Source organism: Terribacillus sp. FSL K6-0262 (assembly GCF_037977385.1).
Taxonomy (GTDB): domain Bacteria; phylum Bacillota; class Bacilli; order Bacillales; family Amphibacillaceae; genus Terribacillus.
This window is the reverse complement of record NZ_CP150277.1, coordinates 1,101,579-1,115,273: the sequence shown is the minus strand read 5'-3', so window position 1 is coordinate 1,115,273 and position 13,695 is coordinate 1,101,579. Positions and strand designations below refer to the sequence as shown.

The following is a 13,695-nucleotide window of genomic DNA, read 5'->3' as shown; positions in this document are numbered from 1 at the left end:
GAATGCATGAATAATTTCCTGCATTTTTTTGTATCTTTATCCTATATACCCGTTATACTGAAACTAGAGGTGAATAAATGAAAATTGCAATTGTGACAGACAGTCTCACGAACCTGAGAGAAGAGGATTTACAGCGATATCCTTTTATATATTACGCCCATTTACATGTCATTATTGATGACAAGTCCTATGCTGACTTAAAAGAGATCACCAATGATCAGCTATTTCGGTTCATTGATCAGGGGGCTGCATATTCTTCTTCCCTGCCGTCACCAGAGGTATTTGTAAAGCTTTATGAAGAACTGCTGGCAGAATACGATGCTATCATCAGCTTGCACTGCACAGAGAATGTAAGCGGTACCGTCAATTCCGCCCGTATTGCCAGGGATACAATCGAAGGCGCTGACGGGAGGATCACTGTCATTGATACGAATACTGCCTCCATCGGTACAGAAAATATCGTCATCAAAGTGTGCCAGCTCATGGAGCAAGGGGAAGCTTTCGATGAAATATTGAGGGCGGTTGAATTTTACCGTTCCCACAGCCAGCTCTACCTTACGATAAATGACCTGACTACACTGGTGCGTACCGGCCGAATTTCGAAAACAGCCTCCAGGATCGGAAACCTCCTGCATATAAAACCGATTGTCGGTTTTGAGGAAGCGAAGCTGGAAGTCATGGGTAAGGTCCGCACGAAGAAACGCCTGCTGAAGTGGATGCTGGAAAAATTACGACATAATATCGAGCAATCCGGGAAACAGGTTGTCCGGATAACACATGTGAATTCCACCGAGCTTGCCGCTGAGTTAAAGGAAGCAATGGAAGCATTCGGTGATAAAGCAGAAGTCTTCATCAGCAACGAAATAAGCTCCGTCATGGCAATTCATTTTGGACGGGGCGGTATCGGTGCCAGCTGGATGCCGGCTGACTATCCATATGAATCGGCTACATGATACAGGGACCTCGGACAGCGTGATTGCCCGAGGTTTTATTGTAATGATCAATCCAATGCTGCTAAATGGATAAGTGTAAAGTCCTATGGGGTTTGTAACGCCATAATCGTCAGCTTCCATTATCCAAAATTATGTAATATAATAAAATATTACAAAGGGGTTGAAGGCAGCTATGAAAATCTGGGATTTTATATCTAAGTATTGGTTCGGTATATTTCTGGTGTTGTATCTCTTACTTCGGGATTATCCATTTGGAAGTACATCACAGACAATTAGCGATATTCTCATGTTAGTAACTGTAATCCTGACTATCATTAGTTGGGTTGTATCTAAGAAAGCCAATCAAGTAAAGAAAGAAATAGAAGAATTGGAGAATAACTGAGTCACCTATTGGTGGCTTTTTTGATGCATAAGAGTATTTGAATATCCATTATTTGTTTCATTTTTTATATTGCAAGCCGAAGAGAATTTTTTATTAATTACAATTTCAGCTGTTTTTTATTACTTTGGTTTATAGGTTTTCCCTGCATCCAGTTATCCTGAGTATACCGATAAGATATATTGACAATCATTGAATGGAATGATAAACTTTCTGAAAACTGTATATGTTTCTTATCCAGAGAGGTGGAGGGATATGGCCCTGCGAAGCCTCAGCAGCAGGTCTGACGACAGACACTGTGCTAATTCCATCGGTTCATAACCGGCAGATAAGATGAATAGAGGAAGCCTCTCGACGCATCTTGTCCGAGAGGCTTTTGTATTTGTCCCGCTGCCTATACGAAAGGGGAAGGCAACATGTTTGAATTGATCCGGGAATTATCCAAGTACAAAGGGTATAATCAATCGTTTGTTTCACAAATCGTCGATAAGATCACGCCGTTTGCGGATGAGATGCACTTCGACAGACGGGGGAATCTTATTGTCCGTAAATATGGAGAAAAGTATACGCCAAAAATCACCTTGCTGGCAGAGGTGAAGGAAGAAATCTATGTGGTGACATCGATCACCGAGTCAGGGGCGCTTGTAGCAGACGCGAATTATTTTTCGTTGACGTATGCGCAAGGGCAATCGGTCCAGGTAGAGACAAAGAATGGATTGCTGTGCGGAGTGGTCATGGCAGGTGAAGCAGGTCAGCATGCCGCTGTCATCGATATCGGGGCCAATACCGAGCATGATGCACGTGAAATGGGGGTGGAACCAGGCAATCATGTGACATTATTCGATGACTTCCTGTATCTTGGTGACGAAGTGAGCGGCCGCGTCGTCGGGAAAGGGCTGGATAATAAGATTGCACCGGCAATTGCAATCAATCTTCTGCAGCAATGGGATACAGCGGAAGGGGACATCACCATCATCTTCTTTCCTTTCCATAATAAGAAGCATCTTGCCAATCAGCTAGAAGGGGAAGCTGCCTTTTATATCGGGTCCGTCCCCCAGCAAAGAATCGCTCATAAAAGCCGGGGAGCAATCGAACTGGGAAGCGGTGTCGCAATCAAAGTGGCAGATAAGACGATACCAATCAATCAGACCCTGAAAAATCAGCTGGTCGATTTGGCCATTGCACATGACATCCCATTTCAACTGGAATTCCTGTTCCGTCATCGGTATAAGAAACTGTCCACTAAAACGCCGGTAAGCATCCTGAATATCCCGATCGAGCATCTCGACCAGACGACACAGGTCGTTTCGGTGAAGGATTTGGAGGATACCAATCAGCTGATCCAGACCTATCTCTGGCGGAGCAAGGAACTGCAATTTTAAGGAATGCTCTCCCATTCCCGTCCATGTTACCGTATACTGTAGCCATCGTCATAAGCAAAGCACACAAAGCAGGAGCCGACAGCCTATTTGTCCGTGATACAGATGTCGCGGGAGGGGAAGGAAGCGGGTTCCAGATATATGCAGGGATCCACGTACCAGAAGAGGCTCCTGTATTCGATAAGCAGGCGACTAATGCTTTTCATGGACATTTCAATATTGATAATTTCTCTGTCGTACGGTCGGCAGCAGAGGATATATTTGATCCGGTACATGATACGTTTCGATAAGCTGTACAAAGGAAAGCCAGGATACGGATGACCCAAGCCCAACACTGGGGAGCTTGGGTCATTTTATTGCAAAGAAAGAAAAGGAGCTGTCACAGATCCATTTTCTTCGTCAGGCATGACGATATTTTTCTGAATAATCAAAATTATAGTCATATAACCTTACAACTTCCATGCATCTTACCGAGCCTTTGGACATAATGAACATATATTCCATCTCAAATACATTTTTTCAGGAGGTATCCTATTGGGATTTGAAGCTTTTTTGACGTCGATAAGCGGTTATTTATGGAGTGTGCCGATGCTGATTTTCATAGCGGTGGTTGCGGGCGTTTATACGATAGCTTCTGGTTTGCTGCAGGTCAGATATCTGAAGGACATGGTTGTGCACACATTTACCGGAAAAAGTTCCGAATCAGGCGTTTCGCCCTTTCAATCGCTGGTCATCGCACTATCCGGAAGAGTCGGTACAGGGAATATAGCTGGTGTTGCGACTGCCATCGCGGCAGGAGGACCGGGAGCCGTATTCTGGATGTGGTTCATTGCTTTCTTCGGGTCGGCGGCTGCTTTTGCGGAGTCGACGCTTGCCCAGATTTATAAAAAGAAAGTAGATGGCGAGTATCGCGGCGGACCAGCTTATTATGCGGAGAAAGGGCTTGGATGGAAATGGTACGGCTATATTTTTGCGGTGGTCGCGGCTGTATCCACCTGTCTTTTGACTCCGGGAGTGCAGGCTAATGCAATAGCTGACAGTATGAATAATGCATTCGGCATCGGACCGGTGATTACTGGAATTGCCTTGGTTGCCATCACAGGTTATGTCATCTTTGGCGGTGTCCGCAGAATCGCCTTCTTGGCATCCTATGCTGTCCCGATCATGGCATTATTCTATCTAATCGTAGCTGCTATCGTCATTATTGCGAATATCGAGCAGATTCCAAGTACATTTGCACTTATTTTCAGCAGTGCTTTCGGTGTCGACTCCGCGTTTGGCGGTATGATTGGAGCTGCCATAAGCTGGGGAGTGAAACGAGGCTTATATTCCAATGAAGCAGGGCAGGGAACCGGAGCCCAAGCAGCGGCAGCGGCTGAAGTATCCCATCCGGTAAAGCAGGGGTTGGTGCAGACCTTTTCCGTCTATATCGATACGCTGCTCATCTGTACAGCGACCGCATTGATGATACTGATGACAGGCAATTACAGTGTAACCGATCCAGAGGGAGGCTATATCGTCGATTATACGGATGGAATGGAAGCAGGTGCAGGATATACGCAGGCAGCCGTGGATGAAGTACTTGGAGGATTCGGATCGCCGTTTGTAGCCATTTCCCTATTTTTCTTTGCCTTTACCACATTGGTTGCTTATTTCTATATTGCGGAGACGAATCTATTTTATATTGTCAGAGGGAGATCGAGGAAGATTTTCTCCAATATTTTGAAAGTGTTATTCCTGGCAGCGATATTCTTCGGTACGGTCCGTACGGCTACATTGGCTTGGACATTGGCGGATATAGGACTTGGTTTGATGGTCTGGGTAAACTTAATCGCTGTCATCCTGCTGTATAAACCGACGGTGGCAGCGCTCAAGGACTATAAGGCGCAAAGGAAGCAAGGGCTTGATCCCGTGTTCCGTCCTTCGCAGGTCAATATCGAGAATGCGGACTATTGGGTGGAACGTGAACAGGAAGATGAAAGGCAAAGAAAGACCGTGTAAAAAGAGTAACCTGATTCCTAGTCTGGAACAGGCTGAAAAGAGGGACGACGCATTTTTCATTTCTCATCAGCACCGGAAGGATTACCGGGCATGTAACCAAAAAAGTGGGGAGAATCAATATCTCTCCACTTTTTTGCTGATGGGTAATGTCGTCAAGGAGGACATCATGGTTCTCCAGCCATCCAAATCGTCATGTGCAAAGGCTATTTATGTGTACTTCTATTTTCCGCAAATCGCTCATACAAATCCTTGTCTTCATTGCCCTCTATATATTGTGTATACATGGCTATTTTTTTGTTCATCAGATCCAGATTGCGCTGATACGCTGCAATCTTCGCTTCGACATTTTCTTTATGCCGGATCAAAAGAGCGACTAATTCCTCGTAGTCATCACTTTCTGCTTCCCGAAGCTCTTTGTATTTTTTCAAATCCTCCAGTGACATACCGGTCCCTTTCATATGCACGATTGCACGATGAATTCGGTCCAGAGCCGGTCATCTTCTGAGTAGACACGGATATTGCCACTATTCCGTTTTGGCACAAGCAAGCCTTCTTTTTCATAGAAACGCAAGGTATGCTCGCTTAGCCCCGTAAGTTTCGCCAATTCCCCTATACGATATGCCATCGTCCATTCTCCTTGTCCGCCGATGCCATTCACAGCTTGCTGTACCGCTCTTCGTCAACAGGTTCCAGCCAATCGGTCTTACTTACATTCGTTGTTGTCATATGTTATCCTTCTTTCTCATTTTCATCATAAACTTGCTTGGCTATATGAAATGCTGACCAAGCTTTCGGCCATCCGGCATAAAAGGCCAGATGTGTGATGACTTCAGCAATTTCTTCTTTCATTAAGCCATTTGCTTTTGCTTTCTGGAGATGAGGGGTGAGCTGTTCCATATTTCCACCCGCAAGCAGTGCAGAAACAGTGATCAAACTGCGGTCGCGTGGTGATAACTCCTGCTCCCTTGACCAGACCTCACCAAAAAGGACATCATCATTCAGTTCAGCGAATTTCGGAGCGAAAGCCCCCAACAAATCCCGTCCTGCTGTTTGTTTTTCTGCCATTTAAAATTCCCCTTCCTGCAATTCATTCAGTATCTTCATTATTTACGCTACACCTTAGAGTCGACTCAAAGTCAAGGGGATATAACAGCACCGTATTTACAATGTTGAAACCGCTTTTTATCCAAAGTCACAAAACTGTAAGAGAGTTATTGCTGATTTGTGAAAATGATCATAATAATAAGCGCAATCCATTCTTCTCGTTTATACTACAAGTGTAGAAGGAAAAGCGCTGATCCCTCTCAATCTAATATGTGAAATGTTTAACAAACTATTCTCGTGGATGGAGTGTGGAAGGAAATGATCATAAAGTGGATTCGAAGCAGCAAAACGGCTGCAGGGCTTTGGGCGATTATCCGGATTTATCTAGGATATACGTGGCTTACGGGCGGACTCGGCAAACTGACGGGCGGTGGGTTCGATGCTGGCGGCTTCCTGCAAGGAGCGATTGCACAGGCAGGCGGTGAGCATCCGGCGGTACAAGGCTGGTGGGCAGTCTTCCTGGAACAGGTGGCCTTGCCGAATGCCGGGCTGTTCAGCTTCCTCGTCATGTGGGGAGAGATCCTTGTCGGAATGGCACTCATTCTCGGAGTCTTTACCAATTTCGCCGCCCTCATGGGTATTACGATGAACTTCGCCTTCCTTTTCAGCGGCACTGTGAGCACAAATGCACAGATGGTCTTGCTTACGATCTTCTTACTAGTCGCTGGAGCCAATGCCGGACGCTATGGACTCGACCGCTGGGTGCTGCCATATTTAAGAAATCACTATCCAAAACATACACCGAGAACACCGACGAAGCCGGTTGCTTCTTAAAGATTTTATGACCTACTGCCATCAAGCAGTAGGTTTTTTGCTGAATAATGCAACTTCATGCGTTGTTTTTCGTACAATTAGTATACTTTCCTTTATGAGGAAAAGAATGGAGGATATATGATGGTCTTACTTTTAGATGTATTCAATCTTATGCTGCTGTCTTCTTTGACAGGTACTTATGAAGAAGACGATATCCAGCACAATATCGAACAACTGCGAAAAACAGAATGGTTCCAGCAATATCTGAAACAGCAGCCATACCGTGATTTGCTCATCTATGATAAAGATGTCCGAAAGGTGATAGGGAAGCTGAATGGTAAAAAGCTTGCCAAGAATCCTCAACGACAAGCTTATCAGCGTATCGTCACAAGAGCATTGCAACGGAAAATCATCGTTTCTTAAGAAAGCAGGTACTTATGACAAATCTACAGGTGACAGGCATAGCATCATGTGGCAACTCTCCTAAAAGCGAGCTTATCCGTCAGCTGACGATTGCCGCATTCCAACAACAGTACCAACAGTTAGAGAAACTACTTGCTCCTGATTGCAAATTGGAAATAGCCGGGGCGGAAGCATATATTGGAAGTGCCACCATCGTGCCAATGCTTTCTTCTCTAGAGGGTGTCACAGCAGTACATATTGCCAATGCTTTCACCCACGGTAAGCAAGGAGCCGTGAATGGCTTTTTCAAGATGGATACACAGTCGTATGCATTTGCACTTATTTTTACTTTTGCAAGTGCAGGAAAGAATGCGAAGGTGCAGTCCATTTCTTGCTATGTGACAAAAACGAGGAACCAATCGTAGAGGCTGGTTCCTCGCTTTATTTGGTACCTAAGTGCATTGGTTCTCATACAAAGGAGTTTTATATGTTTGGCTTACTTGACTTGATTCTTACTTACATCGAAATTATTTTGTACCTTGTCGCTCTCCCCGCCATTTACTACGTGATAAAATTATTGCGCCAAATCGAGGAGAATACGAGGAATAAATAGTACATACCAACCTATTGCGCATCAGCAATAGGTTTTTTTTATAACGTCAACTGTTGCAGTCATGCTCTTTCTTGGATATTCTGGGAGCGGAGGTGATACCTGATGGCAATTGAGAGGAATGCTCATGCGTCAGAATTTGTAACAGCTCATGCAAAGCCTATTGGGAAAGGCGATACTTTGTGTGAGGGGACTGTTTACTAATCGCCAATGCACCCTTTTCTGTCCGGGCTTTGCACTTATCTGAAATAGATTAAAAAGATAAGGGAGCTAACAGGAAATGGATAAACGGAAAAACACAGAACAAGCATTTATTCGGAATGATCAATATAACTTCATCGCAAAGCAGGTGTCCCATATCATCAGCGCCCATGCTACGGTGAACCACGCGGATACACTCGATGGAGTGAAAATGAATGCCTTTTCGAAAGTGGAGGAGCTGCTCGGGGAAATGACCGATGCACAGGAAATGCTTCTTAACCGCCTTTTGGAAATAGAGGATGAAATGGAAGCAGAAGTCTTCCTGGCAGAGCTGAAGCAGTTCGTCATCTCATTTCGGAAAGTGTCGAAGAAAACCGTGGAGAAGCTATTCCCGAAAGCGAAGAAGCTGCAGATGCCGGATTTGGATGACCTGGATTTCCAGAGGCTGTCGTATATCGGCTGGTTCGACACAAGGGCACACAAGCAGCACTTGATTGTGGAATATCAAGGCAAGCTGAAAGGCATTTCCGGCGTTTTCGATAACAGCAGTACACAAGGGATTTGTTCATTGTGTAACAGCCTCGGAGACGTGGGCTTGTTCGTCACAAGGGTCAAGAGCGGGAAAGAGACCTATGTGAATAGAGGGAATTATATATGCAAGGACAGCTTAAGCTGTAATGAAAAACTGACAGACCTAGGAAGGGTGGAGACTTTCCTGAACCATCTGTTTCGGTAACGGACAAAGAGCAGACGCCTCAGTCTGCTCTTTGTTTATGTGGATTGATTTCCACCTGCGAAAAAATGAAATGTGTCACGGTCGTTGCAAAGGACGCGATCGAATCGATGAACTCCTCCACTTGCGCAAAGCTTTCGAAACGCATCTTCAGCATAAAGCAGGCATTGCCCGCAATCCGATAACAGAAATCGACATTATCCAAAGAAGCGATATGGGCTTTGAACCCTTTGTAATTGCCATTTTTCATCGTGGCTTCGATGATGCATTGCACTGGCTGACCCAGCTTTTCATAATCGATTTCCAGTGTATACTTTTTGATCACCCCGAAGGTCTCCATCTGCCGGACCCGTTCTGTGACGGACGGCGAAGACAGATTCACCCGCCTGCCCAGTTCACTCATGGACAGGCGGCTATTCGTCATCAACTCCGCCAAAATTCTCCTGTCGGTATCATCTATTTTCATAATTAAAACATCCTTCCTAAAGACGTTAAGAAAATTAAGTGAAAATCGCTAAAATCCTTTGATTCCATATGTGATGAAGCGAAATGATTTTATATATTAAATATAACCAAGGAGGAGAGAGCATGACAAGAATAAGGAAATCAAAATATGGAAAAACAAGCTTTCAAAAATTATTAGGACATAATCTCAATATCATGACGGCTTGGTCGGAGCTAGCCGACATTTTAGAAAATGACGCCAAACTATCAGCAGCCTTGAAGGAACAAGTAAGACGCACGCTTGCCCAGTCCAATGAATGTGCCTATTGCAAAGCAAAAGGGAAGCCGGATGAAGCTGCCTTTGATGAGAAGACTTCTGTTGCTGTCGGATTTGCCACTGTCTTCCTGAATCACCCCAAAGGTGATCTTCCGGATTCAGCATTTGCCATATTGGAAGAATATTTCTCGCAAGCTGAAATCAGTGAATTATGCGCTTTTATTTGCTTCACCACAGCCCAGCAGTATTTTGGGGCAATGATGAAGCTTGAGCCTGACGAGTGAAAAGGCGTGGACGGCCGAGATTGATTGCCGAAAGATTGCTATAATCATATTGTTAAAACCTGTAATTTCAAAAAGGGGAGGCAATCATGATCCGTATAGCATTAGCAAAACCAGAACATGTTGCAGGAATATCCAAAGTTTGCAGTGACGGCTATTGGGCCACTTATCGTGAAATACTTTCCGGGAAATACATCGAGGGAATCATCGACGAATATTATAATCACGATAGAATCCTGAAGGAAGTGACAGAGACAAGCAGGGATTGGGGCGGATACTTTGTTGCGCTGGAAGATGGAAAAGTGATCGGGGCGATCGGCGGCGGGATGATCGGAGAAGGTGTCGGCGAGGTATTCGTGCTTTATCTCGATCCTGATCGGCGCAATGAAGGGATCGGCACAAAGCTATTGGCTGCCCTTACCGCTCAGCAGAAGGAGCGGTGAGGCGCCGGTGAACAATGGGTATCGGTAGCGAAGGGCAATCAGAAGGGCATTCCTTTTTATGAGGCCAGGGAATTCGTATTCCAGCATGAGCGCGAAGGATATCATGATGTGGCAGGGGAACGACCTGCGGCACTGCGATACTGCCGTAATATATGATGCCAGCCAAGGATGATCAACGAATAAAGCAAAAATAGCTGCGATCCATCAGGACCGCAGCTATTTAAGGATTCCCCAGGTTGCAAGACAGCCATTTCATACGTTCAGAGAGCTTATCTCAGCAAGGGTAGGGAGTAACACTCGTATATTCACTTATGAAGACAGTTCAGATTGATCTTATCTTCTCTTGAATAGGCCTTTCTGTTGGTCTACTATTGCTTGTTTCCGCATCATATAGTGCATTTTCTTACCAGTGGCCGTGTATGGTAATTCGTCGATGAAGCGATAGAAACGCGGCTTTTTGTAATTTGCCAGATTAGGGTTATTTGTACAATAATCTTGTAATTCTTTTACGGTAAGGGATTCGTCCTCTTTTACGATATATGCTACCACGGATTCTCCTCTTAACTCGTCCGGGACACCAACAACGACGGATTCTTTTACTCCAGGATGCAAATTCAATAACTCTTCGATTTGAACAGGATGGATATTCTCACCGGAAGATACAATCATGTCATCTTTCCGTCCGACTACTGTGACGAATTCGTTTTCATCCCAGGTCCCCATGTCACCGATATAGATCCACCCTTTATAAAATACCTTTTTGCTTGCTTCTTCCTTGTTCACATAGGCATACGTCGTTTTACCTGGTGCCCTGACGATGATCTCTCCGATTTCACTGCCGTCTTTTGCGACAAAGTCATCCGGCTCAGCTTTCCGGTCCGGATATACTTTCACGACCGCAACATCATCGTCAGTGCAGGAACGTCCGGCCGAGCCGGACATTTCCGGTAAATCGAATGGGCGAAGGAATGTATTCCAGAACGCTTCGGAGGTGCCATATCCATTAAAAATATTCGTTGTGAGCGTTTTTTGGAATTTGATGCAATCTTCTTTTTCAAGAGGGGACCCCATTGTTACGATTCCTTTTAGATTAGACAGATCGTATGACTTCCTTAGCTGTGCATTATAAAGCATTTTTAGCATCGAAGGTACGCCTGTCAGGAAGCTGATACCGTATTCTTCAACATACTCCAAGCAAATCTTCGGATTGAAATACCGCAAAATGACGATTTCGCCACCGATATAAAGAGTAGGAGTGGGACCGCCGGAATGAATACCGCCACGGTGGAACCATGGGCTCATATTCATCGTTTTATCCAATGGATTGAGCGGGAAATGCATGATAACATCATGCGCTGAGAGTACTTCATTGATATTGTTCAATGGTACACCCTTAGGGCTTCCAGTGGTTCCGGAGGTGTATAATCTGGTAGTTTCATCATAAATATGAACCGGGCGATTGACATCCGGTTCTTCATCGGCGTGATTTGCCACATAATCCGTATATATCACATGACCTTCTGGTGCGTCGGTTTCTCCCGTCATATCCACCATCACGACACGGCGCGGCTTATGGTTCGCCATTTCCAAAGCTTGTACAGCAGTATCTTTGATTTCTGCATCATAAAGGAAAACAGCGGGCTCGCTGTCATCGATAATAGCCGCTGTTTCCCCGGGGGAAAGGCGGAAATTGATGGTGCAGTTTACAGCGCCGATTTTTTGCGGTGCCAAATAGCTATAAATGAACTCCGCCGAATTGAGCAGCTGGTACATGACAACTTCATTTTTATCGACATCGTCCTCCAAAAGTGCATGTGCAAGCTTATTTACGTCTTTATTTAACTCTGCATACGTCCATGTCTTGCCGCGAATCGGATCTGTCAACGCCGGACGGTTTGCGAACCGCCGGACATTTCGCAAAAAGCCATTCATGAATGTAAACTCGCTTTCAAAGGTTTCTTTAAACATATCTATATTGTAGGTGAATTGTCGTTCCATTTTATTTGTTCCTTCCTAAATTGTACTTATTGATATTTGCTGACAATCAGTGATGTATTTTGGCCGCCGAATCCAAAGGAGTTGGACATGGCGATTGTCACTTGCTTTTTCCTGGACTCATTCGGTACATAATCAAGATCACAGTTGGGATCTTGATGCTGATAATGCAAGGTTGGCGGTATGGTGCCTTCGCGGATTGCCTGGATACAAGCAATGAATTCTGTCACACCGCCAGCTCCCATTAAATGGCCGGTGGCCCCTTTGGTGGAGCTAACCGGAACCTGTTTTGCCATTTCTTCACCAAACACGGCTTTTAATGCTTTGGTCTCGATTTCATCCCCGACCTTGGTAGAAGTACCATGGGCGTTTATATAATCGATTTGCGAAGGTGTAAGTCCTGCCTGATCCAATGCTTGCTGGATAGCCAGTATTTCACCGCGACCACTTGGTTCAGGTGACGTTACATGGTAAGCATCCGAGCAATTGGCATAGCCCAGGAGCTCTGCCTTGATAGGAGCGTCACGCTTTTGTGCAGACGCCAGCGTTTCGAGTACGACAGCTCCTCCGCCTTCGCCCATAACAAACCCATCCCTGTTTAAATCAAAGGGACGACTTGCTTTTTGTGGATCTTCCTGAGTAGAGAGCGCGCGTGCAGCAGATAATCCGGCAGCCATCAGACCAGTCAGGATTGATTCCGCTCCAACTGCAACGACAGCATCTGCCTGTCCGGCTTTTAATAGCATCGCAGCCATTCCGATGGCGTCTGCTCCAGCAGAACATGCGGTGCTGACTGTTAAGCTGGGTCCCTGCAATTGATGGGCGATGGCAATCTGTGCAGCTCCGATATTTGATAGCATCTTCGGGACACTATGCGGACTTAAGCGATAGCGACCGCTCCCGGACAGCTGTTCCTGGTTGGCAGCCATAGTGGAAATACCGCCAAGTGCAGTACCCAGCACAATTCCGATTCGCTCTGGTTTTGCAGTCAAATTGCTTTGCTCCAGCGCTTCTTCAGCAGCAATAAGGGCAAACTGCATAAAAATATCTGTGTTATTCACCAGTTTCCTTGGCAGGAAGTCCAAAGGGGAAAAGTCCCTTACTTCAGCGGCTACCTTTACCTGCAGTTCTTTTGAATCAAAACGGCTTAAAGCGGCAATCCCATTTTTACCTTGATATAGGTTTTTCCAATAGGAGGAAACACCGATCCCGAGCGGAGTGATGGCTCCCATTCCAGTTACCACAATACGATTGTTATCCATTCATTTGCCCACCTTTATCCTTCGATTGCGCATGCAGCTCGGGACAGATTTTGGTCAATTTATCCCAAAGCTCTGGGAATCGCTTTTTTAAATTAAATGGAAGACCGTCATCATCAACATAGGTATGAGTGGTCATACCATCTGCGGCAAGACTGCCATCATCTTTAATGATCTGATATCCTAATACCATTCTGGTTCTGGTCAACATGGTGATATAGGTGCGGATTGTTACTTTTTCCAATGGATGGAGCATCCTTTTATAATCGCACTCAGCCTTTAAACAAACGAGTGAAATGCCCGTATGATGAAAAGTTTCCATGTAAGGTAATCCATAATGGTCAAGCAGCTGCATCCGCGCATCCGTGAACCATTCAAAATTCTTGGCATAATAAGAAATGCCAGCCGCGTCACAATCGCCCCAGTTAATGACTTTTTCCATATCATATCGAGCAATAGCATCCATTTATAAAACCTTCCT

Annotated in this window: 17 protein-coding genes and 1 riboswitch; of the genes, 10 read left to right on the top strand and 7 right to left on the bottom strand. The window is 45.2% G+C overall.

What is annotated here, in order from left to right; translation table 11 throughout:
- The first annotated feature begins 77 nt into the window (after positions 1-77).
- The 4 genes from MHI54_RS05670 to MHI54_RS05655 all read left to right on the top strand — a co-directional run bounded on the left by MHI54_RS05670 (position 78) and on the right by MHI54_RS05655 (position 4,712).
- A complete protein-coding gene (locus MHI54_RS05670) occupies positions 78-953 on the top strand; it encodes a DegV family protein (RefSeq protein WP_095216874.1) in 876 nt (291 codons plus the stop codon).
- Positions 954-1,562: 609 nt separating this feature from the next.
- Positions 1,563-1,667: riboswitch (SAM riboswitch) on the top strand.
- An 81-nt stretch (positions 1,668-1,748) separates the two neighbouring features.
- Positions 1,749-2,714: a hypothetical protein gene (locus tag MHI54_RS05665; protein ID WP_095216872.1), complete on the top strand. Its 966-nt coding sequence runs from the start codon at positions 1,749-1,751 to the stop codon at positions 2,712-2,714.
- A gap of 23 nt (positions 2,715-2,737) precedes the next feature.
- Entirely contained in the window at positions 2,738-3,001 is a 264-nt protein-coding gene (locus MHI54_RS05660; protein WP_340082586.1) for a hypothetical protein, read from the top strand.
- A 298-nt stretch (positions 3,002-3,299) separates the two neighbouring features.
- The gene (locus MHI54_RS05655) at positions 3,300-4,712 is read left to right on the top strand and encodes an alanine/glycine:cation symporter family protein (protein ID WP_095216907.1); all 1,413 of its coding nucleotides are present in this window, start codon (positions 3,300-3,302) and stop codon (positions 4,710-4,712) included.
- A 203-nt stretch (positions 4,713-4,915) separates the two neighbouring features.
- On the opposite strand, the gene MHI54_RS05650 is transcribed toward MHI54_RS05655, so the two are convergent.
- From MHI54_RS05650 to MHI54_RS05640, 3 genes are all read right to left on the bottom strand, one after another.
- Positions 4,916-5,140 (bottom strand): hypothetical protein, encoded by a 225-nt coding sequence (locus tag MHI54_RS05650; protein ID WP_158221575.1) that lies wholly within the window; start codon positions 5,138-5,140, stop codon positions 4,916-4,918.
- Positions 5,141-5,166: 26 nt separating this feature from the next.
- Positions 5,167-5,337: a MerR family DNA-binding transcriptional regulator gene (locus MHI54_RS05645; RefSeq protein WP_095216869.1), complete on the bottom strand. Its 171-nt coding sequence runs from the start codon at positions 5,335-5,337 to the stop codon at positions 5,167-5,169.
- A 104-nt stretch (positions 5,338-5,441) separates the two neighbouring features.
- Positions 5,442-5,777: a carboxymuconolactone decarboxylase family protein gene (locus MHI54_RS05640; RefSeq protein WP_095216868.1), complete on the bottom strand. Its 336-nt coding sequence runs from the start codon at positions 5,775-5,777 to the stop codon at positions 5,442-5,444.
- 297 nt (positions 5,778-6,074) lie between these two features.
- Here MHI54_RS05640 and MHI54_RS05635 point away from each other — a divergent pair, with 297 nt between their 5' ends.
- The 4 genes from MHI54_RS05635 to MHI54_RS05620 all read left to right on the top strand — a co-directional run bounded on the left by MHI54_RS05635 (position 6,075) and on the right by MHI54_RS05620 (position 8,518).
- Positions 6,075-6,590 (top strand): DoxX family protein, encoded by a 516-nt coding sequence (locus MHI54_RS05635; protein WP_095216867.1) that lies wholly within the window; start codon positions 6,075-6,077, stop codon positions 6,588-6,590.
- A gap of 117 nt (positions 6,591-6,707) precedes the next feature.
- Positions 6,708-6,992, top strand: a complete 285-nt coding sequence (locus tag MHI54_RS05630; RefSeq protein WP_340082585.1) for a hypothetical protein — start codon at positions 6,708-6,710, stop codon at positions 6,990-6,992.
- A gap of 14 nt (positions 6,993-7,006) precedes the next feature.
- Complete coding sequence (locus MHI54_RS05625; protein ID WP_095216865.1) at positions 7,007-7,396, top strand: hypothetical protein; 390 nt, start codon at positions 7,007-7,009, stop codon at positions 7,394-7,396.
- 465 nt (positions 7,397-7,861) lie between these two features.
- Positions 7,862-8,518, top strand: coding sequence for a FusB/FusC family EF-G-binding protein (locus MHI54_RS05620; protein WP_340082583.1), 657 nt, complete (start codon positions 7,862-7,864; stop codon positions 8,516-8,518).
- 19 nt (positions 8,519-8,537) lie between these two features.
- Here MHI54_RS05620 and MHI54_RS05615 read toward each other — a convergent pair whose 3' ends face one another.
- Complete coding sequence (locus tag MHI54_RS05615; RefSeq protein WP_095216863.1) at positions 8,538-8,981, bottom strand: Lrp/AsnC family transcriptional regulator; 444 nt, start codon at positions 8,979-8,981, stop codon at positions 8,538-8,540.
- Between the two features lie 122 nt (positions 8,982-9,103).
- Here MHI54_RS05615 and MHI54_RS05610 point away from each other — a divergent pair, with 122 nt between their 5' ends.
- Both MHI54_RS05610 and MHI54_RS05605 read left to right on the top strand, forming a co-directional pair.
- Positions 9,104-9,520 carry a carboxymuconolactone decarboxylase family protein gene (locus MHI54_RS05610; protein ID WP_095216862.1) on the top strand — a complete coding sequence of 139 codons (417 nt, stop codon included), beginning with the start codon at positions 9,104-9,106 and terminating at the stop codon, positions 9,518-9,520.
- Positions 9,521-9,606: 86 nt separating this feature from the next.
- Positions 9,607-9,960: a GNAT family N-acetyltransferase gene (locus tag MHI54_RS05605; RefSeq protein ID WP_340082579.1), complete on the top strand. Its 354-nt coding sequence runs from the start codon at positions 9,607-9,609 to the stop codon at positions 9,958-9,960.
- 333 nt (positions 9,961-10,293) lie between these two features.
- Here the strand turns inward: MHI54_RS05605 and MHI54_RS05600 are convergent, their stop codons facing one another.
- From MHI54_RS05600 to MHI54_RS05590, 3 genes are read right to left on the bottom strand one after another with little or no spacing between them, the layout of a single operon-like run.
- Positions 10,294-11,958, bottom strand: a complete 1,665-nt coding sequence (locus MHI54_RS05600; RefSeq protein WP_095216861.1) for an AMP-binding protein — start codon at positions 11,956-11,958, stop codon at positions 10,294-10,296.
- Between the two features lie 26 nt (positions 11,959-11,984).
- Entirely contained in the window at positions 11,985-13,217 is a 1,233-nt protein-coding gene (gene fabF / locus MHI54_RS05595) for a beta-ketoacyl-ACP synthase II (protein ID WP_095216860.1), read from the bottom strand.
- On the bottom strand, positions 13,210-13,680 hold the full coding sequence (locus MHI54_RS05590; protein ID WP_095216859.1) for an acyl-CoA thioesterase: 471 nt from the start codon (positions 13,678-13,680) through the stop codon (positions 13,210-13,212). The genes fabF and MHI54_RS05590 overlap by 8 nt, the downstream gene beginning before the upstream one ends.
- Between the last annotated feature and the right edge of the window lie 15 nt (positions 13,681-13,695).

Bases quoted from the DNA above. Each gene is read 5' to 3' on its own strand.
- MHI54_RS05600 (WP_095216861.1), bottom strand. From the start codon at position 11,958: ATGGAACGACAATTCACCTACAATATAGATATGTTTAAAGAAACCTTT.
- MHI54_RS05670 (WP_095216874.1), top strand. From the start codon at position 78: ATGAAAATTGCAATTGTGACAGACAGTCTCACGAACCTGAGAGAAGAG.
- MHI54_RS05660 (WP_340082586.1), top strand. From the start codon at position 2,738: ATGTTACCGTATACTGTAGCCATCGTCATAAGCAAAGCACACAAAGCA.
- MHI54_RS05645 (WP_095216869.1), bottom strand. From the start codon at position 5,337: ATGGCATATCGTATAGGGGAATTGGCGAAACTTACGGGGCTAAGCGAG.
- MHI54_RS05605 (WP_340082579.1), top strand. From the start codon at position 9,607: ATGATCCGTATAGCATTAGCAAAACCAGAACATGTTGCAGGAATATCC.
- MHI54_RS05610 (WP_095216862.1), top strand. From the start codon at position 9,104: ATGACAAGAATAAGGAAATCAAAATATGGAAAAACAAGCTTTCAAAAA.
- MHI54_RS05620 (WP_340082583.1), top strand. From the start codon at position 7,862: ATGGATAAACGGAAAAACACAGAACAAGCATTTATTCGGAATGATCAA.
- fabF (WP_095216860.1), bottom strand. From the start codon at position 13,217: ATGGATAACAATCGTATTGTGGTAACTGGAATGGGAGCCATCACTCCG.
- MHI54_RS05635 (WP_095216867.1), top strand. From the start codon at position 6,075: ATGATCATAAAGTGGATTCGAAGCAGCAAAACGGCTGCAGGGCTTTGG.
- MHI54_RS05590 (WP_095216859.1), bottom strand. From the start codon at position 13,680: ATGGATGCTATTGCTCGATATGATATGGAAAAAGTCATTAACTGGGGC.
- MHI54_RS05630 (WP_340082585.1), top strand. From the start codon at position 6,708: ATGATGGTCTTACTTTTAGATGTATTCAATCTTATGCTGCTGTCTTCT.
- MHI54_RS05625 (WP_095216865.1), top strand. From the start codon at position 7,007: ATGACAAATCTACAGGTGACAGGCATAGCATCATGTGGCAACTCTCCT.
- MHI54_RS05615 (WP_095216863.1), bottom strand. From the start codon at position 8,981: ATGAAAATAGATGATACCGACAGGAGAATTTTGGCGGAGTTGATGACG.
- MHI54_RS05655 (WP_095216907.1), top strand. From the start codon at position 3,300: ATGCTGATTTTCATAGCGGTGGTTGCGGGCGTTTATACGATAGCTTCT.
- MHI54_RS05665 (WP_095216872.1), top strand. From the start codon at position 1,749: ATGTTTGAATTGATCCGGGAATTATCCAAGTACAAAGGGTATAATCAA.
- MHI54_RS05640 (WP_095216868.1), bottom strand. From the start codon at position 5,777: ATGGCAGAAAAACAAACAGCAGGACGGGATTTGTTGGGGGCTTTCGCT.